Below are 21288 nucleotides of genomic sequence, written 5' to 3'. Positions count from 1 at the left end.
CCAATAAGGAGGTAAAGAAATGGAAGGAATTTCAAAAAAGAAGATGGCGATGATGAGCGTTGCCGTGGCATTTCTGGCAGCAGGCATTTACTTTTTTTTGCAACAAGGGGAAAGTCCGGCTGATACGGAAGATATATTTCCCGTAACTACAAAAGAAGCTGAAATGGAACAAAGTGTAAATGAGTCGGCTGCGGAAGCTGAGATTATTAAAGTAGACGTTAAAGGAGCGGTCAAGTCCCCGGGCATATTTACTGCACAGGCAGGTGACCGGGTGATTGATTTGATTTCAGCTGCGGGCAGTTTTACGGACAAGGCTGATACGGATAAAGTGAATTTTGCCCAAATCGTCGAAGATCAAATGGTCATTTATGTTCCGGAAATAGGTGAAGAAGACAAAGGGAACTTGGAGAATATACAAGTCGGGTCGTCTGGTGATGCCGTCACTAAGGGGATGTCAGGAGGACAGGTGAACTTGAATACAGCGACACTGGAAGATTTGGAAACCTTGACGGGAATTGGACCATCCAAAGCGAATGCGATCCTGGAATACAGGGAGACGGTAGGGAAATTCAAGGAGGTCGATGAATTGAAGAAGGTTACGGGAATCGGCGATAAAACGTTTGAAAGGTTACGGGATTCCATTTCGGTGAAATGAATGATTGAATATGCTACACAAATGGACAGGAAGAGGGTAAAATTGAAGAAAATCATTTAGTGGTAAGGGGATACAACATGAACAGAATTAGTTGGGATCAATATTTCATGGCACAAAGCCATTTATTGGCTTTAAGAAGCACATGTACACGCCTCACGGTAGGGGCGACCATCGTCAGGGACAACCGAATCATTGCGGGGGGATATAATGGGTCCATTGCAGGAGGGACGCATTGTATTGATGACGGCTGTTATGTAATTGATAATCATTGTGTCAGAACGATACATGCAGAAATGAATGCACTTTTACAATGTGCGAAATTTGGGGTGCCTACTGATGGAGCGGAAATATATGTGACGCATTTTCCGTGTCTTCAGTGCTGTAAATCACTCATCCAAGCTGGCATAAAGGCTGTTTATTATGCCGAGGATTACAAAAACCATCCATATGCCCTCGAATTATTTAAACAGGCTGGTGTCAAGACCGAGAAGGTTGAAGCAAAAGGGGCCATCGATGTTAATGGAAAACAAAAAAAGGACTTTGTATTCTTATTGCTAGCTCAACTTGAACGAACAGGCCTGGGAAAAGAAGATTTATTGGAGCTGGAAAAACAGGCCAATCAGATATTTGAAAATTAAATAGGACGGAGGGCAGGCATGGCCAGACAACTTATCTTACTGGCCGTTTCAGCCACCTTTGGTGTTACGGCCCATTCTCTTTTAAATGTAAGGCTGCTGATCATTATCCTTATTTTTTTCTGTTTCCTTTATTTTTCGGTGGGGTTAAGTGTGAAGGCCCTTGCTTTTCATTTGGTGATCATGGGGATATTTTTAGGGGCCGCCTCCTTCTCCGATCACCGAAACAAAACTGCCTATGATGGAACGGAAAGCCAATTTATCATCACGTTTACCGACCAACCGAATATAGATGGAAATTCATTAAAAGGTTTCATTGGCAGTGAGAAAGGCGAACGGTTAGTACTTCGTTATAAAATCACCACCGAATTGGAACAGGAAAATCTGAGTAAGTTTCTGCGAATCGGTTTATCATGTCCGGCTGAAGGGACATTGCAAATTCCGGAGGAAAACAGGAATGAAAACAGTTTCGATTACCAGCGTTATCTTTTCCGCCAAGGCATCCATTGGATATTCAAAGCGGATTCCATTTCATTTCAAGAATGCAAAGAGGGCGGAAGCTCGATTCTAGTTTCGATTCGTAATTTGCGCTTAAAGGGGATTTCATATATTAGAGAACACTTTCCTGAGGAATCGAGCGGTTTTGTCACAGCTCTCATATTCGGTGACCAGACATATATAGATGAAGGCGACCTTACTAATTATCAGCGGTTGGGTTTGGTTCATTTACTGGCGATTTCCGGTCTTCATGTCAGTTTTTTAACGGGGATGTTATTTTACATCGGCATCAGGGTTGGGAATACACAGGAAAGAATGATGGTGGCCATCTTACTCTTCCTTCCGGTTTACATGTTACTTTCAGGTGCCAGTCCATCAGTGGTGAGATCCTGTTTAATGGCTATGCTTTTCTTTCTGCTTCTGCTATTCAAGAAGCGGGTTTCGGCGGGAGCCGCAATCGGCTCGACTTATATGGCACTATTGTTTTTTCGGCCTAATATGCTCTATGATATAGGTTTTCAGCTTTCATTCGCGGTCACATTCTCCATTATCATGTCTTCAAGCATCTTCTTTCAATATCCGAAGAAAACGCTGCAGCTGTTCATCCTCAGTACCATCTGCCAATTGGCAGCCCTTCCGATTTTGCTTTTTCACTTTTTTGAAGTATCTTTCCTTGGCGTGTTTCTGAACGTATTGTATGTTCCGCTTTATTCCATCATATTGCTGCCATTTTCACTGATTTCCCTCCTCATTCATTTATTACTGCCTTCCTTAGGTCAACCTCTCATATCATTATTGAATTTCACCTTCGTAGTCTGCAATAAAGCCGCGGATGCAGCATCGGATTTGCCGCTGGCCTCCATTCCGTTTGGAAAGCCACCTTTCCTCATGATGTCATTACTTGTTATTTCCCTTTTAGGGTTGGGCATGACTTGGGAAGCATCCTTTGAAAAAAGTAAAATCTGGTGTGGAATATTAATTGTCCTTTTACTTTTGCAATATAACTTACAAAGGTTCTCGCCTTTTGGTGAAGTGCAAATCATCGACGTTGGACAAGGTGACTCCATTTTAATTATCCTGCCTTTCAATCGCGGTAATTATTTGATTGATACGGGTGGACAAATTACATTTCCAATCGATCCATGGGCAATAAAGCGAAAGAAGTTCAACACGGCAGATGATATCATTATTCCATTATTGAAAAGTAAAGGAATCCACCAATTGGACAAACTGATTTTAACCCATCCGGATGCAGATCATATGGGAAGTGCAAAAGAATTAATAGAACATTTTAAAGTTGCGGAGATCATCATTGGAGGCTGGAGTGAAGAGCAATACAGGGATATGGATTTTGTATCCGTGGCAAGAGATAAAAAAATGAAAATGACTGTCCTGAAAAGGGGGGACCATTGGGTTGCGGGCGGAGCGCCTTTTGCTGTGCTAAGTCCATTTGAGAAAGAAGAAAATAAGAATGATTCATCCATAGTTCTATTCACGGAGCTTGGGGGATTGTCATGGTTATTCACCGGCGATATGGGAGAAGAAGGGGAAAGGGAACTATTGAGAACATTTCCGCAGTTGCAGGCAGATATCTTGAAGGTCGGTCACCATGGCAGTAAAACTTCTTCTTCCGTGCCCTTCCTTGAACAGCTGCAGCCGAAAGCGGCGCTTATTTCAGTTGGAAAAGATAACCGCTACGGTCACCCCCATTTAGACGTAATTGGGAATCTCGAGGGAAATGGCATAAAAGTGTTCAGGACGGACGAGGATGGTTCTATTATTTACAAGTATTACAAAAGCAGTGGAACCTTTCGGAAGACTCTCCCATAGTATATAGAAAATCAAAAAGAAAGAGACTGCAGCGGCAGCCTCCATCAGGAAAAATAAGTGCATGTAGTGAATGAAATCAGGATCCGACAGCTTTAATGACGACAGCTATGGTGAACATGGCGGCGAAAAACACAAAAGAACCGATGAATCCTATAGCGGAATCAGCGACGTCATCTGTTTTTGATTGAACATTCTTTTCGAATTCGTTCATTATTTACCCCTCCTATTTCTGCTAATAGTATAAAACATTACCAAAAAAAAATCTACAGGCTTCATTCCTTCATTTCCTTTACTGACAAGAGTTGTCACAAATAGTTTGGGATTTTGAGGTCAAAATAGAAGTACAAACAAAGTAAGCGAAAAAGAAAAATGCTCATTTGTTCTCCCATGAATACTCTACCCGCTTTCAAGGAAGATTACCCGGGCCTCTCTTGAAAGTGTTCATATAGATCCGGAATTAGCCCTTTTAAGGGCTAGTTCCCTTTATAGCTTGTCAAATGGTCCATCCACCTATACCATTAGAGAAGAATACATAGTAAAGAGGCGGATTCTATTGGTATTAGACGTTTGGAAAAGTATAAAAAAAGGGCAATTCGCGCCAGTATACTTGTTATATGGGACGGAAGCCTATCTAATTAATGAAACAAAGCAGCTATTGATCGAGAATGTCCTTCACGAAGATGAGATGGATTTTAACTTTTCTCAATTTGATTTAGAAGAGACGCCTGTTGAAACTGCGCTTGAAGATGTCGAAACCCTTCCGTTTATCGGGGAAAGGCGCCTTGTTTTCATGCAAAACCCATTTTTTTTGACAGCTGAAAAAACGAAGTCAAGAGTTGAACATAATGTGAAAAGACTGGAAGCGTATTTGGCTGACCCGGTTCCATATTCTATTGTCGTATTGACCGCACCTTATGAGAAGCTGGATGAACGGAAAAAAATCACCAAGGAACTGAAACGTAAGGCGGTTCTCGTTGAAGCGAAGAAGCTTGGTGATCATGAGTTAAAGGGGTGGGTGAAGGAGAGGGTCGAAGCTTCTTCAGTCCGAATAGATGAGCAGGCTACAGAGCTTTTACTTGAACTTGCAGGAACGAATCTGATGATGCTGACGAATGAACTGGATAAAATGGTGCTTTATACGGAAGCTGATAAACACATTACAGTCGAGGTAGTGGAAAAGCTGGTCGCTAAATCCCTTGAACAGAATATCTTCACACTTGTTGATCATGTTTTACAGCGGAAGATGGAGAGTGCCATGACGATACTGCACGATCTTCTCAGGCAGAATGAAGAGCCGATCAAGATCTTGAGTGTCATGGCAGGACAGGTCAGGCTCATGTATCAAGTGAAGGAGCTTTCCCGTCAGGGCTATAGCCAGCAAAAAATTGCAGGTCAACTGAAGGTGCACCCTTACAGGGTAAAGCTGGCACTTGAAAAGACGGGGAAATTCCAGGAACGCGAGTTGTTGAGCATCATGAACGACTTAGCGGAAGCTGATTATAAAATGAAGACCGGCCAAGCAGATAAGGCAATCACGCTTGAGCTGCTGCTATTAAAAATTAGATGATAAAAAAGGTGGCAGATATCCTGTCACCTTTTTTATGCAAAAAACGGCACAAAAAAAACGATCCGATTGGATCGTTTAATTTTTTGTCATTATGCGTTAAGAGCGTTAAGTCTTTTCGCTAAACGAGATTTTTTACGGGCTGCCGCATTTTTATGGATTAATCCTTTAGATGCAGCTTTGTCTAATTTCACAGCAGCTGTTAAAAGAGCTTCTTTAGCAGCTTCAACGTTTTCACCAGCTAATGCAACTTCAGCGTTTTTCACTGTAGTACGCATAGTTGATCTAACAGTAATGTTATGAACGCGTTTTTTGTCGTTGATTTTTACACGTTTAATAGCAGATTTAATGTTTGGCATTCCGTTCACCTCCTACAAAGAAATCGAGATTATATGAACTCGACTTTTCAAATCCATATCAAATAGCACAAGTGATATTCTATCAGACTGCTCATAAATATGCAATACTTCAGATTGAGAATCGAAAAGGAATTATAATTTCGGGAAAAACTTCATCTCGTCATCACTCATTGTACCAAAAAAATGAATAATAAAAAAGCAAAAACGACAGAATGTTTAAGAGAGACTATTGAAAATACTAGATTAGATACAATTCAAACATCAGGAGGCCGTTATGGAAAATAATTTGGACCTTAGTGGATACGGAATTCGTACAGATTTGGCGATTGAAGCAAAGGAGATAGCCCTTGAACATAAAGGTGTAGTAGAGGAAGTGGATGTATCCCGTATTGAAGGGGTCATTATTAAGGAAAAAGAAGTGGATGATCTGAAGGTATCCTTAGTCGAGGTCACGGCTGAGGGAGAAAAAGAAATCGGTAAGAAACAGGGCAGTTATTTGACCATCGAGGTCCAGGGAATCCGCCAGCAGGATACGGAAACTCAGCAACGGGTGGAAAAGGTGTTTGCCAACGAACTGGCTTACTTCTTGAAAAGAAATAAAATCACCAAGGAAAGCAGTTGTTTAGTTGTCGGCCTTGGTAATTGGAATGTTACCCCCGATGCTCTGGGACCTGCAGTCGTTGAGAACCTTGTAGTCACAAGACATTTGTTCGAATTGCAGCCTGAATCCGTCAAGGAAGGCTATCGGCCGGTCAGTGCGATTTCCCCCGGTGTTATGGGGATTACGGGAATCGAGACGAGTGACATCATAAAAGGAGTCATCGAAAAAAGTAACCCTGATTTCCTGATCGTCGTTGATGCATTGGCTGCCCGTTCGATCGATCGTGTGAATGCAACGATTCAAATTACGGATACAGGGATCCATCCAGGGTCTGGTGTAGGAAATAAACGTAAAGAATTAAGTCAGGCTACACTGGGAGTTCCAGTTATAGCAATTGGAATACCTACCGTCGTGGATGCCGTATCGATTGCCAGCGATACGATTGATTATATTTTGAAGCATTTTGGCAAGGAAATGAATGAAGGGGACAGACCATCACGTTCACTGGCACCTGCTGGATTCAGTTTTGGAAAGCGGACAAAGCTGACCGAAGAGGATATGCCAGGTGAAAAGGAACGCCAAACCTTCTTGGGAATGATAGGTGTCCTCCCTGATGAAGAGAAGAGGAAATTGATCTATGAGGTGCTTTCGCCACTTGGTCATAATTTAATGGTTACACCAAAAGAAGTAGATGTTTTCATCGAGGATATGGCCAATTTGATAGCCAATGGTTTAAATGCAGCCTTGCATCATTCAATAAATCAAGATAATGCCGGCTATTATACCCGTTAAATCACTTTCAGTGCCCAAAAATGGTGTTCTACCCTTTCTAGCAAAGTCATAGGTATTAATAGACAAGCTATAGAGAGGGTGGAAGGATGAAAAGAAGAAATTCCCCAGGAATCATAACAGCCATTCACGGATCAACGATAATAAAAACTTTTCTAGGTATTCTCGCCTTGCTTCTTTTTGTTTTTTCAGTCAGTGGGGTCATGACTTCCCTAAGACCGGAGTATCGGATATCTTCTAACTCCGTACATACTGTAGCCAATCAATTCTCGGGAAAAATGCTGTTTTCGATGCTGGCCAATGAAAATCATTATCTTTTTAATGCCCTGCCGGAAGGTAAGCAGGAATCGATCATCACGAATCAATTGATAAAAGTCTCGACCAACATTTCATTGGAGGACCCGCGAAGTTTACTGGGAAGGGAGCTTCCTGGCTTTTCGATTTTTGATAATGAGATCCTCGTTGCTGGGGAAGGAACGAATTATACGAATATGCCGTATGAATCCTCACCACCAGTCGATGTCCTGAATGAAGAAAGGGATGCATCCCTGCAAAACCTGGATGAGATTGAAGAACCGGATAAAGGAGTGGCCAATCAGCCGAATCAAACGACCAATGGCCGGAAAGTGGTCGAGATTTACCATAGCCATAACCGGGAATCGTATCTTCCTTATTTAAAGGGCGTGACCGAACCGGACCTAGCCTACCATTCTAAAATCAATATTACGAAACTCGGGGAACGGATGGTTGAAGATTTGGCTGATAAGGGGATCGGTTCATCGCTCGATAAAACGGATATCATGGGAAATCTCAATAATAAAGGATTGAATTATGCCAAATCCTATCAAGAGTCTCGGAAATCCGTACAGACTGCGTTGGCTACCAACAAAGATCTAGAATATATCATTGATATCCATCGTGATTCTAAACGAAAAAAAGATACGACCATTAACATTAGCGGTAAAGATTATGCCAAGATTGCCTTCGTGGTCGGGGGCAATAACCCGAACTTCGAAAAAAATGCAGCGCTTGCCAATAAGCTTCATAAAGCTTTGGAGAAAAAATACCCTGGCATTTCACGAGGGGTTATGAAACAAGGCGGAGCGGGGCAGAATGGAGTATACAATCAGGATTTGTCAAGCAATGCCATGCTCATAGAAATTGGCGGTGTTGATAATACTTTCGAGGAAATGTACTTGACCGTTGATGCCTTTACCGATGTTTTCAGTGAATTTTACTGGGATGCCAAAGCGGTTGATAAAACGACTGGGGAATCGGAAGCGAAGTAATTTGAAAGGAGTTCTCTTATCATGGTTCGATTTTGGTTGAAATGTACAGGGATTGTGCTCGTATTATTTTTAGGTGTTCTGATCGGGATGCAGCAAGCGAATGACGGGATGAAAAAAATGAAGGGGTATGAAGATCCCTCTTTGAATAGTGCATTCATCATTAACCAATCGGACCAAGGGGAGATGGAAGCGGATATCCTTGGCGAAAAAGTGACGAGTCATGATTTGGAGACGAAAAAAGAAAAGCTTGAAGAAATGAAAGCTTTCAACTTTTTCTCATCGATCGGCAAAACGCTTGGAGAGACTATATCAGGTGCCTTTCAAGCACTTATTGATATGATTTAGGTAGGAAATAAGTTGAGTGTGCCCTGCCAAAAGGCTGCATCCGAATCCTGGATGCAGCCTTTTTTTATGCTTTGTCCTGCAATGATGCTTCTTTTGTAACTATTCTGTTGAATCTTGCATTTTCTATTGATATAATAAAAAATAGTGTATTGTGTCGACTAGTGGGAGTGAACGTCATGAATAGAGAAGAAAAATTAAAAAGACAATCAAAAATTCGTAACTTTTCCATCATCGCTCATATCGATCATGGTAAATCAACATTGGCGGATCGTATCATTGAAAAAACGAACGCCATGACTCAGCGTGAAATGAAGAGTCAGCTGTTGGATTCCATGGATTTAGAGCGTGAGCGTGGAATTACGATTAAATTGAATGCGATTCAATTGAAATATAACGCGAAAGATGGAGAAGAATACATCTTCCATCTCATTGATACACCGGGACATGTCGATTTTACGTATGAAGTGTCACGAAGCCTTGCAGCTTGTGAAGGCGCTGTCCTTGTTGTCGATGCGGCACAAGGAATTGAAGCCCAAACGCTTGCAAATGTGTATTTAGCTTTGGACAACAACCTGGAAATCATTCCGGTCATCAATAAAATTGATTTGCCGAGTGCAGATCCGGAACGGGTGCGCGGAGAAATCGAGGAAGTGATCGGATTGGATGCTTCCGATGCAGTTTTGGCTTCGGCTAAAGCCGGAATCGGAATCGAGGAGATTTTGGAACAGGTCGTTGAATTGGTTCCAGCTCCGAAAGGTGATCCGGATGCTCCTTTCAAGGCGCTTATTTTCGATTCACTGTTTGATGCGTATCGCGGTGTAGTTGCCTATATCCGTGTTGTTGAGGGTTCGGTTAAAGTGGGCGACAAAATCAAAATGATGTCCACTGGAAAGGAATTCGATGTCACCGAATTGGGTGTCTTCAATCCTAAGACCCAGCTTCTGGATGAACTGAACGTCGGTGATGTAGGTTTTCTTACGGCATCCATTAAAAACGTTGGTGATACGACTGTCGGTGATACGATTACAAGTGCCGTGAATAGTGCGACAGAACCATTGCCGGGTTACAGAAAGATGAATCCGATGGTATATTGCGGTTTATACCCGATTGACGCATCGAAATTCAATGATTTACGGGATGCATTGGAGAAACTGGAATTGAACGATTCAGCGCTGCAGTTCGAAGCGGAATCATCGCAAGCATTGGGCTTCGGTTTCCGTTGCGGATTCCTTGGACTCCTTCATATGGAAATCATCCAGGAACGGATTGAACGTGAATTCAAAATCGATCTGATCACCACTGCACCGAGTGTTATTTATGATGTGGTGCAAACGGACGGAACGGTCCTGCAAGTGGATAACCCGTCCAATATGCCCGATGCTCAAAAGATCGAACGTGTCGAGGAGCCATACGTCAAAGCGACAATGATGGCACCGACGGAGTTTGTCGGGGCAATCATGGAAATCTGTCAAAATAAACGCGGTAACTTCATTGATATGGAATATATCGATGAGACTCGTGTGAGCATTCATTATGAAATTCCATTATCGGAAATCGTGTATGATTTCTTCGATCAATTGAAATCCAATACAAGAGGCTATGCTTCATTCGATTATGAGCTGATCGGCTACAAACCGTCCAAGCTTGTGAAGATGGATATCTTACTGAATTCTGAAACTGTCGATGCTTTAAGTTTCATCGTTCATAAGGACTTTGCTTATGAACGCGGTAAAGTCATTGTTGAAAAATTGAAGAAATTGATTCCAAGGCAACAATTCGAAGTGCCGATCCAAGCGGCGATCGGGCAAAAAATCATCGCCCGTTCTTCGATTAGTGCAATGCGCAAAAACGTATTGGCTAAATGTTACGGCGGCGATATTTCCCGTAAACGTAAGTTGCTCGAAAAACAGAAAGAAGGTAAAAAGCGGATGAAACAAGTAGGTTCCGTTGAAGTTCCGCAAGAAGCTTTCATGGCTGTTTTGAAAATGGATGATACGACACCAAAAAAATAAATAAAATAAACGATAGTTAGAAAAAAGAGGGTAGAGGGGATCTAGCCTCTTTTTCTATCGACTCATTCGATTAAAAGGTTGTGAACACAATGATCAAAAGCGCCTACCTCCATATACCATTTTGTGAACATATTTGTCACTATTGTGATTTCAATAAAGTATTTTTGCAGGGACAGCCGGTCGACGAATATTTACAGATGATGAAAAGGGAAATGGTGATGCAGCTTTCCAAATACCCGACTGCAGGTTTGGATACGGTTTTCGTCGGTGGAGGGACACCGACCTCACTGGATGAAAAGCAGCTTGCATTCTTATGTGAAGCAATCAATGAAACCCTGCCCTTTGATCCTAAGAAGGCTGAATATACATTCGAAGCCAATCCTGGGGATCTTTCAAGGGAAAAACTCGAGATCCTTTATGATTCAGGGGTCAATAGACTTAGCTTTGGGGTGCAAAGCTTCAATGATGAATTATTAAAGCGGATTGGCCGGACTCACCGGGCATCTGAAGTCTATGAAACGATTCATTTGGCTCAAGAGGTTGGCTTTACGAATATAAGCATCGACTTGATTTATGGATTGCCGGGCCAAACGATGGAAGATTTCAAGGATACGCTGGATAAAGCGATTGCCCTTCAATTGCCGCACTATTCCAGCTACTCACTGATCGTTGAGCCGAAGACGGTTTTTTATAATCAGATGCGAAGGGGTAAATTAAACCTGCCGCCGCAGGAGCTCGAGGCTTCGATGTATGAGAGGCTGATGGGAGAGATGGAGAAGCATGGTCTGCATCAATATGAAATCAGTAATTTTGCCCGAGCTGGGTTTGAAAGCAAGCACAACCTGACATATTGGGATAATGTGGAGTATTATGGGATTGGTGCCGGTGCACATGGCTATACTGGAGGTAAAAGGGTGGCCAATCATGGGCCTGTGAAGAAATATATCACTCCGTTGCTGGCGAACGAGCTGCCTGTGTTGGAAGAACACCCAGTTCCGCTTCATGAACGGATGGAAGAGGAGATGTTTTTGGGTCTCCGGAAAACGGAAGGAGTTTCATTGGAAATCTTCAAGAATAAATTTTTTGTAGAAATGACGGAGATTTTCAGGAAACCGCTCGAAGAAGGATCGGCAAAGGGTTTGCTTAAGGTGGAAGGCGGGTTCGTGCGCTTGACTGAGCGGGGCAAACTTCTAGGAAATGAAGTGTTCCAAACATTTTTAGGCGTGATTGATCCCGACTGAAGGAAATCAGTGTTATTTTAACGATGAATTAGCGGTTTTCATTGTTGACATCATAAGCTGCATTTGATAATTTATTAGTATATTAGCACTCGATGAGACAGAGTGCTAACAGAGGTGATCATACATGCTAACTGATCGTCAATTATTGATTCTACAAGTGATAATCGAGGATTTCATCCATTCTGCCCAGCCAGTCGGGTCACGAAGCTTGTCGAAGAAAGATGAAATTACGTTCAGCTCTGCCACAATTCGCAACGAAATGTCTGATCTTGAAGAAATGGGATTTTTAGAAAAAACCCATACTTCTTCCGGTAGGATCCCCTCTGAAAAAGGGTATAGATATTATGTGGATCATTTACTTTCTCCTCAAGCTCCGAAAAAGAATGAAATGAAGATATTAAAATCCGTTTTTGTAGAACGAATTTATGAATTGGAAAAGATCGTTCAGAAGTCAGCGAAAATACTTTCGGAACTGACGAATTATACGGCAATTGTACTCGGGCCAAAAGTGAATGAGCATAAGCTGAAAAAAATCCAGATCATTCCTTTAAGTCCTGAAACGGCAATAGCCATCATTATTACGGATACAGGTCATGTGGAAAATCGAATGATTTCCTTACCGCCTTCTTTTGATATAAATGAAATTGAAAAGATGGTAAACATATTGAATTCCCGTTTGGTCGATGTTCCGCTAGTTGATCTAAAGGATAAGATCTATAAGGAAGTGGCAGTTCTATTGAGCCGCCACATTCATAACTATGGATCGATGGTCTCGATCCTTGCGGAGACCCTGACGGACACAAAGCCCGAAAAAATATTTTTCGGCGGGAAAACGAATATGTTGAGGCAGCCGGAGTTCCATGATATTGCTAAAGTAAGTACGCTTTTATCGATGATTGAGCAGGAACAGGGATTTTATGAACTAATTACTCAAAATCCATCGGGCATCCACGTCAAGATCGGTCGTGAAAATCAAAACACAGTGCTCGATGACTGCAGTTTGATTACGGCAACCTACTCAATCGGGCAGGAGCAAGTTGGCACATTGGCCATATTGGGTCCAACGAGAATGGAATATTCGAGAGTGATTAGTTTGCTTTCGTTTTTCTCGAAAGATTTAACGGCCCTGATGACAAAACTGTATCAAAAATAGTAGCAAAGGTAATATTGTTAAGGTGGCGGAGGAGTATATTCCGCGGCCTGGCATATTACTTTAGCATAAATTGTATTACCCTTTTAGGGAGGTGAGATTGTGACAGAAAATAAAAACGAAGAACAAACATTGGAAAATGAAACAATCGAGGAAAGCGCTGCAGAAGCAGTTTTCGCTGAAGAAGAAATTCCAGCGGAAGAAAACGATGGTCCGGTTGAAAAAGATGAACTTCAATTGGCTCAAGAAAAGATTGCCGAACTTGAGGCGAAAATCGAGGAAATGGATAACCGTTATCTTCGTCTGCAGGCCGATTTTGATAATTCAAGACGCCGTGCCAAGCTTGATATGGAGGCGGCTCAAAAATATAGAGTTCAAAGTATTGCTAGTGATTTAGTGGAGGCTCTTGATAATTTTGAAAGAGCTACAAAAATCGAAGCGGAAAATGAACAAACGAAATCATTGCTATCTGGCATGGAAATGGTCTACAAAGCGATTACTGATGCATTGGCTAAAGAAGGCATCGAACCGATCAGTTCGGTTGGCGAAGAGTTCGATCCGCGTTTGCATCAAGCGGTCATGCAAGTTCAAGATGAAAACTTCGGTTCGAATATCGTCGTCGAGGAATTCCAAAAAGGATACCTTCTTAAAGACCGTGTGATTCGACCTGCAATGGTAAAAGTGAACGAATAAGATTTTTACATATAAATAATTGGGAGGTAGTGAAACTATGAGCAAGATTATTGGTATTGACTTAGGTACAACAAACTCTTGTGTATCTGTACTTGAAGGCGGGGAACCAAAAGTAATCCCGAATCCCGAAGGAAACCGTACGACACCATCCGTAGTGGCATTCAAAAATGGAGAAAGGCAAGTAGGGGAAGTGGCAAAACGCCAAGCTATCACAAACCCTAACACGATCATTTCCATTAAACGCCATATGGGTACCAACCATAAAGAAGTAATTGAAGGAAAAGAATACTCACCTCAAGAAGTTTCTGCAATCATCCTTCAATACTTGAAATCATACGCTGAAGAGTATCTTGGCGAAAAAGTTACTAAAGCGGTTATCACTGTACCTGCTTACTTCAATGATGCTGAACGTCAAGCAACTAAGGATGCTGGTCAAATTGCCGGCCTTGAAGTAGAACGTATCATCAACGAACCGACAGCTGCAGCACTTGCATACGGTTTGGATAAAACGGAAGAAGATCAAACGATCCTTGTATTCGACCTTGGCGGCGGTACATTTGACGTGTCGATCATGGAACTTGGAGACGGCGTTTTCGAAGTTAAGTCAACAGCTGGCGACAACCGTCTAGGTGGCGATGATTTCGACCAAGTAATCATCGATTACCTAGTTGAAGCATTCAAGAAAGAAAACGGAATCGACCTTTCAAAAGATAAAATGGCAGTTCAACGTTTGAAAGATGCAGCTGAAAAAGCGAAAAAAGATCTTTCCGGCGTAACGTCAACTCAAATTTCTTTACCGTTCATCACTGCTGGAGAAGCTGGCCCGCTTCACTTGGATGTAACGATGACTAGAGCTAAATTCGATGAGCTTTCTACAGGTCTTGTGGAACGTACGATGGGACCGACTCGTCAAGCATTGAAAGATGCTGGTCTTTCGGCATCTGAAATCGACAAAGTAATCCTTGTCGGTGGATCTACACGTATTCCTGCGGTTGTTGAAGCGATCAAAAAGGAAATCGGTCAAGAACCAAGCAAAGGTGTAAACCCTGATGAAGTCGTGGCTATGGGTGCTGCAATTCAAGGTGGCGTATTAACAGGGGATGTTAAAGACGTTGTCCTTCTTGATGTAACTCCACTTTCACTTGGAATTGAAACGATGGGCGGAGTATTCACGAAACTGATTGACCGTAATACTACAATCCCGACAAGTAAATCACAAGTATTCTCGACAGCGGCTGATAATCAAACGGCAGTTGATATCCATGTCCTTCAAGGTGAGCGTCCAATGTCAGCGGATAATAAAACTCTTGGTCGTTTCCAGTTGAGTGACATTCCACCGGCACCGCGTGGAGTTCCGCAAGTTGAAGTGACATTCGATATCGATAAAAACGGTATCGTGAACGTTCGTGCGAAAGATCTTGGTACGAACAAAGAACAAGCGATTACCATCAAATCCTCTTCAGGCCTTTCTGATGAAGAAATCGAACGCATGGTACGTGAAGCGGAAGAAAATGCCGATAGCGATAAACAACGTAAAGAAGAAGTTGAACTTCGTAACGAAGCAGATCAATTAGTTTTCCAAACGGAAAAAACGCTTAAGGATCTAGAAGGTAAAGTGGACGAAGCGGAAGTAACAAAAGCGAATGAAGCGAAGGATGAACTGAAAGCTGCAATCGAGAAAAATGAGCTTGAAGAAATCCGCGTGAAAAAAGATGCACTTAACGAAATCGTTCAAGCTTTAACAATGAAGCTTTATGAAGAAGCGGCAAAAGCTCAGCAAGCTGGCGAAGCCGGTGCTGGCGATTCTGCTCAAGACGATAATGTGGTTGATGCTGAATATACTGAAGTTAACGAAGAAGAGAAAAAATAAAAAGTGGCCCAAACGGGACACTGATATATTGGGCAGTATTTCTGCCTGCCATTGTAAAAAAGTCAAAGTCAGGTTATCTTGACTTTGGCTTTTTTTACAGTGAATGGAATCATTGTCGTGAAGTGTTGCAATCACTGATGGGGAATCGTGGGATTTTAGGGAAAAATGTGTGCAAATTGGGCCAGGCAATGCCATTTGCAAAAATGTGTTAAAGCCGTTTGTACTTTTCTAGTTGATTATTATCTTCGTTCAGTGATAATATTACCTTTATGTGAATCGAATCGGGAGTGGATTTTAGATATGAGTAAACGCGATTATTATGAGGTGTTAGGCCTTTCGAAAAGTGCTTCGAAGGATGAAATCAAAAAAGCGTATCGTAAGCTCTCCAAACAATATCACCCTGATATTAATAAAGCGGACGATGCTGCGGATAAATTCAAGGAAATCAAGGAAGCTTACGAAGTATTGAGTGACGAACAGAAAAAAGCCCATTATGACCAATTCGGACATACAGATCCCAATCAGGGCTTTGGCGGTCAGGACTTTGGCGGTTTCGGCGGTTTTGAAGATATTTTCAGTAGCTTCTTTGGCGGCGGCGGACGCAGGAGAGATCCTAATGCACCGCGTCAAGGGGCGGATTTACAGTATACGATGACGCTTTCGTTTGAAGAAGCTGCATTCGGAAAGGATACTGAGATCGAAATTCCGCGTGAAGAGAATTGTGGCACTTGTAAAGGATCGGGTGCCAAACCAGGTACAAAGGTGGAAAACTGTTCACATTGTCATGGAACCGGTCAATTAAATGTTGAACAAAACACAGCTTTCGGAAGGATTGTGAACCGGAGAGCATGTCACCATTGTCAAGGAACAGGAAAAATCATTCCTAATAAATGTTCAACATGCGGCGGCGACGGAAAAGTCCAAAAACGTAAAAAGATCCAAGTCAAGGTGCCAGCAGGAATTGATGATGGACAGCAGTTGCGCGTAACCGGCCAAGGCGAGCCAGGAATCAATGGCGGCCCGGCAGGAGACCTCTATGTAGTCTTCCATGTACGCAGCCATGAATTCTTTGAACGGGATGGCGATGATATTTATTGTGAAATGCCGGTTACTTTTGCCCAGGCAGCATTAGGCGATGAAATAGAAGTTCCGACGCTGCATGGAAAAGTGAAGCTGAAGATTCCTGCAGGTACACAAACGAGCACCCGTTTCCGTTTAAAAGGCAAAGGGGTTCCGAATGTCAGAGGATATGGCCAAGGAGATCAGCATGTGGTCGTATTAGTGGTCACGCCTAAGAAATTAACGGAAAAACAAAAGGACTTGCTTCGTGAGTTCAGTGAAATCAGCGGACAAGGTGTAGATGAACAAGATGATGGCTTTTTCTCAAAAGTAAAGCGTGCTTTCAAAGATAGGTGAATAAAAGTAAAAGAACAAATTGGGAGTTGGTAGATTATGAAGTGGTCTGAATTTGCAATCCAAACAACGAATGAAGCGGTTGAACCTGTTTCGAATATTCTTCATGAGGCAGGTGCGAGCGGTGTTGTCATTGAGGATCCTCTAGAATTAGTCAAGGAACGTGAAAATGTTTTTGGCGAAATCTACCACTTGAACCCAGATGATTATCCGGATGAAGGTGTAGTCATTAAGGCTTATCTGCCAGTTAACAGCTTCCTTGGCGATACTATTGATGCTATTAAGGAATCAATCAATAATCTCCTTCTTTTTGATATAGACCTTGGGAAAAATGTTGTTTCAATTAGTGAAGTGAATGAAGAAGAGTGGGCGACGGCTTGGAAAAAATATTATAACCCCGTCAAGATATCCGAACGTTTTACCATCGTGCCAACGTGGGAAGACTACACTCCAGTAAGCAGTGACGAATTGATCATTGAACTTGATCCAGGCATGGCCTTCGGAACGGGAACACACCCGACGACGGTCATGTGCATCCAAGCGCTGGAACGTACTGTATCGCCTGGGGATTTAGTCGTTGATGTAGGAACTGGTTCTGGTGTTCTAAGCATTGCAGCTGCATTGTTGGATGCAAAACGAATCCAATCCCTTGATTTGGATGAAGTGGCAGTACAGTCAGCCAAACAAAACGTGGAAATAAATAACGTGCAGGATAAAGTGTCCGTGTCACAAGGCAATTTATTGGATGGTGTGAATGAACAAGCGGATATCGTCGTGGCTAATATTCTTGCCGAAGTGATCATGCGTTTTACGGATGATGTAGCGAAAGTCGTTAAACCTGGCGGACATTTCATCGCTTCCGGAATCATTCAAACTAAGAAACAAGATGTGAAGGAAGCGATTATAGCATCTGGTTTCACTGTTGAGGAAACGATCTTGATGGAAGATTGGGTGGCAATAATCGCGAAAAGAAATGCTTAATTGGAAAAGTTACTCTGATTATCGGGTTTTTTGATAGTCAGAGTACCTTTTTTTAGCTTGAATCTTTGCACGGCTTGCATTCTGGATTCCTGACTGTTAGCCTGTGAGTTTTTTAGACTAGACGAAGTAGGTGGCAGTGTGCAACGGTATTTTCTTAACGAAGTAGATATCAATGGAAACACGGTGACGATATCAGGTGATGATTTTCACCATATCGCCAGGGTGATGAGAATGGGACCAGGGGAACGGATCATCACGGTGAAAAGTAATGGCATGACAGCTATCGCGGAAATTTCAGAAATTACTGATGATGCTGTAATAGGTACTGTAGCCGAATGGAAGAATGAAGAAAAGGAACTTCCTGTAAGGGTTGTGATTGCGAGCGGTCTGCCTAAAGGGGATAAGTTGGAATATATCGTTCAAAAGGGTACTGAACTGGGTGCCGTTGAATTTATCCCTTTTATTGCTGCTCGTTCGGTGGTAAAATGGGACCACAAAAAGGTAGGTAAGAAATTGGAGAGGCTCCAGAAGATTTCAAAAGAGGCGGCTGAGCAATCTCACCGCACGGTTATCCCTGCCATCAAGGAACCGATGACGGCAGATCAACTAGCTGGGTATGCTTCCGGTTTCGATCATAAATTAATCGCTTTTGAAGAAGAGGCAAAACGGGGGGAAACTTCTGTACTCGCTTCTGTCTTGAAAGATATTACTGCTGGGCAATCCATCCTATTCGTTTTTGGGCCTGAAGGTGGTTTAGCAGATAAGGAAATTGATAAACTGACTGATGCCGGTTTTATGGCTTGCGGTCTTGGACCAAGAATATTAAGAACTGAAACAGCACCTTTATATGCACTTTCCGCTGTTTCTTATCATGTAGAACTTTTGAGGTGATGAAAAATGGCAACGGTCGCTTTCCATACATTAGGCTGTAAAGTGAATCATTATGAAACAGAGGCTATATGGCAATTATTCAAAACTGGGGGATATGATCGTGTTGAGTTTGAAAATACATCAGATGTATATGTCATCAACACATGCACGGTGACAAACACTGGCGATAAGAAAAGCCGTCAGGTCATCCGTCGTGCCATTCGTAAGAATCCGAATGCCGTCATCGCGGTAACGGGATGTTACGCACAGACATCGCCGGCAGAAATCATGGCCATACCAGGTGTGGATATTGTTGTAGGAACACAAGACAGGGTTAAGCTCCTTGATTACATCGAGCAATTCAAGGTAGAGCGTGAACCAATCAATGCCGTAGGAAATATCATGAAAAATCGTGTCTATGAAGAGTTGGATGTACCTGCTTTCACAGACCGGACACGCGCTTCACTTAAGATTCAGGAAGGTTGCAATAATTTCTGCACTTTCTGCATCATCCCTTGGGCACGTGGCTTGATGCGTTCCCGCGATCCAAAAGAAGTCGTTCACCAGGCTGAACAGCTTGTCGAGGCAGGCTATAAAGAGCTAGTCCTTACCGGAATTCATACTGGCGGCTACGGGGACGATTTGAAAGACTATAATTTGGCGATGCTGCTGCGGGACTTGGAAAAAGTCGATGGGCTGAAGCGTATCCGTATTTCATCCATTGAAGCCAGCCAAATTACAGATGAAATCATTGAAGTGCTGACGAATTCGAAAAAAGTGGTGCGTCATTTGCATATACCAATCCAATCGGGTTCCGATACAGTTCTAAAACGGATGAGACGTAAATATACGATGGATTTCTTCGGTGATCGAATCGAAAAGTTGAAAATTGCACTTCCGGGACTTGCTGTTACATCTGATGTCATCGTAGGTTTCCCAGGTGAAACCGAGGAAGAATTCATGGAGACATATAACTTTATAGAAAAATATAAATTCTCCGAACTTCATGTTTTCCCTTATTCAAAACGAACAGGGACTCCGGCTGCCCGTATGGGAGATCAAGTGGATGAAGATATCAAAAATGAACGCGTTCACCGTCTTATAACGTTGTCGGATCAGTTGGCAAAAGAGTATGCCTCCCGATTCGAGGGGGAAGTTCTGGAAGTCATTCCTGAAACGAAGTTGGAAAATGGCCTTTATGAGGGCTACACCGATAATTACATGAAAGTCGTCTTCCCGGCTTCGGAAGACATGGTCGGTGAAATCGTCAAAGTGAAAATTACAAAGTCTGGCTATCCATTTAGTGAAGGTCAGTTCGTGACGGTCGTGAAGGATTTTCCGTTGCAACAAGCATCCAATATCTAAGACAGCGGTTAATCGCTGTCTTTTTTTTGATGTGTTTTCTTGGCTCTTTCGGGTAAAGACTATATATATCGTCAAAATGAATAAACTATGGTATCATGAGAGGTACGTACAACTAGTAATAGATTGTTTTTGAGGAGGATTTATTAATGTCACAAAATGTAGCAGGTTTAATTGACCACACGTTATTAAAAGCAGATGCAACCAAAGAGCAAATAAAAGTATTATGCGAAGAAGCGAGAGAGTATAACTTTGCTTCAGTATGCGTAAACCCAACTTGGGTGAAATATGCAAGTGAACTTTTGGAAGGTTCAGAAGTGAAAGTTTGTACGGTTATCGGCTTCCCTCTAGGTGCAAATACACCGGAAACCAAGGCTTTTGAAACGAAAGATGCCATCGCCAATGGCGCTCACGAAGTCGATATGGTAATCAATATCGGCGCATTGAAGGACAAGGATGATGAATTGGTAGAGCGGGATATTCGTGCTGTGGTAGCTGCATCCACTGGTAAGGCTCTTTCAAAAGTGATCATTGAAACTTCTTTATTGACCGATGAAGAAAAAGTCCGTGCATGTGAATTGGCCGTAAAAGCCGGTTCGGATTATGTGAAAACATCAACTGGTTTTTCGACCGGCGGAGCGACAGTTGAAGATATTACGCTTATGAGAAAAACGGTTGGCCCGGATATCGGTGTCAAAGCTTCAGGCGGGGTCCGCAACACAAGCGATGCCCAGAAAGTGATTGAAGCTGGTGCTACAAGAATTGGAGCGAGTGCAGGTGTCTCCATCGTAAAGGGCTTAACGGCTGATTCCGATTATTGATATTGTAAGGACCTTATAATAAGTCCATGAAATAAAACAGGCGGAGAAAAATGAATTATTTTTTCTCCGCCTGTTTTTTATTGATTCCAATATAAATCGGATTGTAATTCAACTGGTAATAGCCCATGCCTTTGTTCATTGCGCCTATTTCATTCATGAAAAAAAGAGGACCCGTATCATTTTTGGAACCCATAAATTCAAAAATAAGTTTATTGTGGATTTAGGGGGTATCAAGCAGGGAGTAAACGTGCTTATGTTTAATCGGGTCTTATTTTCTTTATCATTAACACAATTTACGATGAGTGGTGAA

At 42.4% G+C, this 21288-nt stretch carries 19 protein-coding genes; 17 read left to right on the top strand and 2 right to left on the bottom strand.

Annotated features, from left to right (window positions below):
• Positions 1–19 precede the first annotated feature (19 nt).
• From ACIQYG_RS00985 to ACIQYG_RS00975, 3 genes are all read left to right on the top strand, one after another.
• Positions 20–655 carry a helix-hairpin-helix domain-containing protein gene (locus ACIQYG_RS00985; RefSeq protein ID WP_402835096.1) on the top strand — a complete coding sequence of 212 codons (636 nt, stop codon included), beginning with the start codon at positions 20–22 and terminating at the stop codon, positions 653–655.
• 77 nt (positions 656–732) lie between these two features.
• Positions 733–1293, top strand: coding sequence for a ComE operon protein 2 (locus tag ACIQYG_RS00980; protein ID WP_402835095.1), 561 nt, complete (start codon positions 733–735; stop codon positions 1291–1293).
• Positions 1294–1311: 18 nt separating this feature from the next.
• Positions 1312–3618: a DNA internalization-related competence protein ComEC/Rec2 gene (locus tag ACIQYG_RS00975; protein ID WP_402835094.1), complete on the top strand. Its 2307-nt coding sequence runs from the start codon at positions 1312–1314 to the stop codon at positions 3616–3618.
• Between the two features lie 76 nt (positions 3619–3694).
• On the opposite strand, the gene ACIQYG_RS00970 is transcribed toward ACIQYG_RS00975, so the two are convergent.
• The gene (locus ACIQYG_RS00970; RefSeq protein ID WP_034308559.1) at positions 3695–3829 is read right to left on the bottom strand and encodes a YqzM family protein; all 135 of its coding nucleotides are present in this window, start codon (positions 3827–3829) and stop codon (positions 3695–3697) included.
• Between the two features lie 342 nt (positions 3830–4171).
• Here ACIQYG_RS00970 and holA point away from each other — a divergent pair, with 342 nt between their 5' ends.
• A complete protein-coding gene (holA, locus tag ACIQYG_RS00965; RefSeq protein WP_252278004.1) occupies positions 4172–5185 on the top strand; it encodes a DNA polymerase III subunit delta in 1014 nt (337 codons plus the stop codon).
• 89 nt (positions 5186–5274) lie between these two features.
• Here the strand turns inward: holA and rpsT are convergent, their stop codons facing one another.
• Positions 5275–5541 (bottom strand): 30S ribosomal protein S20, encoded by a 267-nt coding sequence (gene rpsT / locus ACIQYG_RS00960; RefSeq protein WP_034308554.1) that lies wholly within the window; start codon positions 5539–5541, stop codon positions 5275–5277.
• A 274-nt stretch (positions 5542–5815) separates the two neighbouring features.
• Between rpsT and gpr the strand changes: the two genes are divergently transcribed.
• From gpr to deoC, 13 genes are all read left to right on the top strand, one after another.
• On the top strand, positions 5816–6934 hold the full coding sequence (gene gpr, locus ACIQYG_RS00955) for a GPR endopeptidase (protein WP_402835093.1): 1119 nt from the start codon (positions 5816–5818) through the stop codon (positions 6932–6934).
• Positions 6935–7020: 86 nt separating this feature from the next.
• Positions 7021–8220, top strand: a complete 1200-nt coding sequence (gene spoIIP, locus ACIQYG_RS00950) for a stage II sporulation protein P (RefSeq protein WP_402835092.1) — start codon at positions 7021–7023, stop codon at positions 8218–8220.
• A 21-nt stretch (positions 8221–8241) separates the two neighbouring features.
• A complete protein-coding gene (locus ACIQYG_RS00945) occupies positions 8242–8565 on the top strand; it encodes a YqxA family protein (protein WP_053535740.1) in 324 nt (107 codons plus the stop codon).
• Between the two features lie 176 nt (positions 8566–8741).
• A complete protein-coding gene (gene lepA, locus ACIQYG_RS00940; protein ID WP_402835091.1) occupies positions 8742–10577 on the top strand; it encodes a translation elongation factor 4 in 1836 nt (611 codons plus the stop codon).
• Positions 10578–10666: 89 nt separating this feature from the next.
• The gene (hemW, locus tag ACIQYG_RS00935; RefSeq protein WP_402835090.1) at positions 10667–11818 is read left to right on the top strand and encodes a radical SAM family heme chaperone HemW; all 1152 of its coding nucleotides are present in this window, start codon (positions 10667–10669) and stop codon (positions 11816–11818) included.
• A 124-nt stretch (positions 11819–11942) separates the two neighbouring features.
• Positions 11943–12971, top strand: a complete 1029-nt coding sequence (hrcA, locus tag ACIQYG_RS00930; protein ID WP_076365204.1) for a heat-inducible transcriptional repressor HrcA — start codon at positions 11943–11945, stop codon at positions 12969–12971.
• Between the two features lie 99 nt (positions 12972–13070).
• Positions 13071–13661 (top strand): nucleotide exchange factor GrpE, encoded by a 591-nt coding sequence (gene grpE / locus ACIQYG_RS00925; RefSeq protein WP_402835089.1) that lies wholly within the window; start codon positions 13071–13073, stop codon positions 13659–13661.
• 37 nt (positions 13662–13698) lie between these two features.
• Positions 13699–15531, top strand: a complete 1833-nt coding sequence (dnaK, locus tag ACIQYG_RS00920) for a molecular chaperone DnaK (RefSeq protein WP_402835088.1) — start codon at positions 13699–13701, stop codon at positions 15529–15531.
• Positions 15532–15831: 300 nt separating this feature from the next.
• The gene (gene dnaJ / locus ACIQYG_RS00915; RefSeq protein WP_402835087.1) at positions 15832–16947 is read left to right on the top strand and encodes a molecular chaperone DnaJ; all 1116 of its coding nucleotides are present in this window, start codon (positions 15832–15834) and stop codon (positions 16945–16947) included.
• A 36-nt stretch (positions 16948–16983) separates the two neighbouring features.
• A complete protein-coding gene (gene prmA / locus ACIQYG_RS00910) occupies positions 16984–17925 on the top strand; it encodes a 50S ribosomal protein L11 methyltransferase (protein ID WP_402835086.1) in 942 nt (313 codons plus the stop codon).
• Between the two features lie 138 nt (positions 17926–18063).
• Positions 18064–18816, top strand: a complete 753-nt coding sequence (locus ACIQYG_RS00905) for a 16S rRNA (uracil(1498)-N(3))-methyltransferase (protein WP_402835085.1) — start codon at positions 18064–18066, stop codon at positions 18814–18816.
• Between the two features lie 6 nt (positions 18817–18822).
• Positions 18823–20160 (top strand): tRNA (N(6)-L-threonylcarbamoyladenosine(37)-C(2))-methylthiotransferase MtaB, encoded by a 1338-nt coding sequence (mtaB, locus tag ACIQYG_RS00900; RefSeq protein WP_402835084.1) that lies wholly within the window; start codon positions 18823–18825, stop codon positions 20158–20160.
• Between the two features lie 146 nt (positions 20161–20306).
• A complete protein-coding gene (gene deoC / locus ACIQYG_RS00895) occupies positions 20307–20978 on the top strand; it encodes a deoxyribose-phosphate aldolase (RefSeq protein ID WP_402835083.1) in 672 nt (223 codons plus the stop codon).
• Positions 20979–21288: the final 310 nt, after the last annotated feature.

This window comes from Peribacillus sp. NPDC096622 (assembly GCF_044762665.1).
Lineage (GTDB): Bacteria > Bacillota > Bacilli > Bacillales > DSM-1321 > Peribacillus > Peribacillus frigoritolerans_B.
The sequence above is the reverse complement of the archived record's forward strand: the minus strand, read 5'-3'. Positions and strand labels throughout refer to the sequence as shown.

What these genes read in the sequence shown, in the direction of transcription:
- dnaK (WP_402835088.1), top strand. Translation starts at nt 13,699, where the DNA reads ATGAGCAAGATTATTGGTATTGACTTAGGTACAACAAACTCTTGTGTA.
- mtaB (WP_402835084.1), top strand. Translation starts at nt 18,823, where the DNA reads ATGGCAACGGTCGCTTTCCATACATTAGGCTGTAAAGTGAATCATTAT.
- spoIIP (WP_402835092.1), top strand. Translation starts at nt 7,021, where the DNA reads ATGAAAAGAAGAAATTCCCCAGGAATCATAACAGCCATTCACGGATCA.
- ACIQYG_RS00985 (WP_402835096.1), top strand. Translation starts at nt 20, where the DNA reads ATGGAAGGAATTTCAAAAAAGAAGATGGCGATGATGAGCGTTGCCGTG.
- gpr (WP_402835093.1), top strand. Translation starts at nt 5,816, where the DNA reads ATGGAAAATAATTTGGACCTTAGTGGATACGGAATTCGTACAGATTTG.
- ACIQYG_RS00980 (WP_402835095.1), top strand. Translation starts at nt 733, where the DNA reads ATGAACAGAATTAGTTGGGATCAATATTTCATGGCACAAAGCCATTTA.
- dnaJ (WP_402835087.1), top strand. Translation starts at nt 15,832, where the DNA reads ATGAGTAAACGCGATTATTATGAGGTGTTAGGCCTTTCGAAAAGTGCT.
- ACIQYG_RS00945 (WP_053535740.1), top strand. Translation starts at nt 8,242, where the DNA reads ATGGTTCGATTTTGGTTGAAATGTACAGGGATTGTGCTCGTATTATTT.
- rpsT (WP_034308554.1), bottom strand. Translation starts at nt 5,541, where the DNA reads ATGCCAAACATTAAATCTGCTATTAAACGTGTAAAAATCAACGACAAA.
- prmA (WP_402835086.1), top strand. Translation starts at nt 16,984, where the DNA reads ATGAAGTGGTCTGAATTTGCAATCCAAACAACGAATGAAGCGGTTGAA.
- ACIQYG_RS00970 (WP_034308559.1), bottom strand. Translation starts at nt 3,829, where the DNA reads ATGAACGAATTCGAAAAGAATGTTCAATCAAAAACAGATGACGTCGCT.
- hemW (WP_402835090.1), top strand. Translation starts at nt 10,667, where the DNA reads ATGATCAAAAGCGCCTACCTCCATATACCATTTTGTGAACATATTTGT.
- hrcA (WP_076365204.1), top strand. Translation starts at nt 11,943, where the DNA reads ATGCTAACTGATCGTCAATTATTGATTCTACAAGTGATAATCGAGGAT.
- ACIQYG_RS00975 (WP_402835094.1), top strand. Translation starts at nt 1,312, where the DNA reads ATGGCCAGACAACTTATCTTACTGGCCGTTTCAGCCACCTTTGGTGTT.
- lepA (WP_402835091.1), top strand. Translation starts at nt 8,742, where the DNA reads ATGAATAGAGAAGAAAAATTAAAAAGACAATCAAAAATTCGTAACTTT.
- deoC (WP_402835083.1), top strand. Translation starts at nt 20,307, where the DNA reads ATGTCACAAAATGTAGCAGGTTTAATTGACCACACGTTATTAAAAGCA.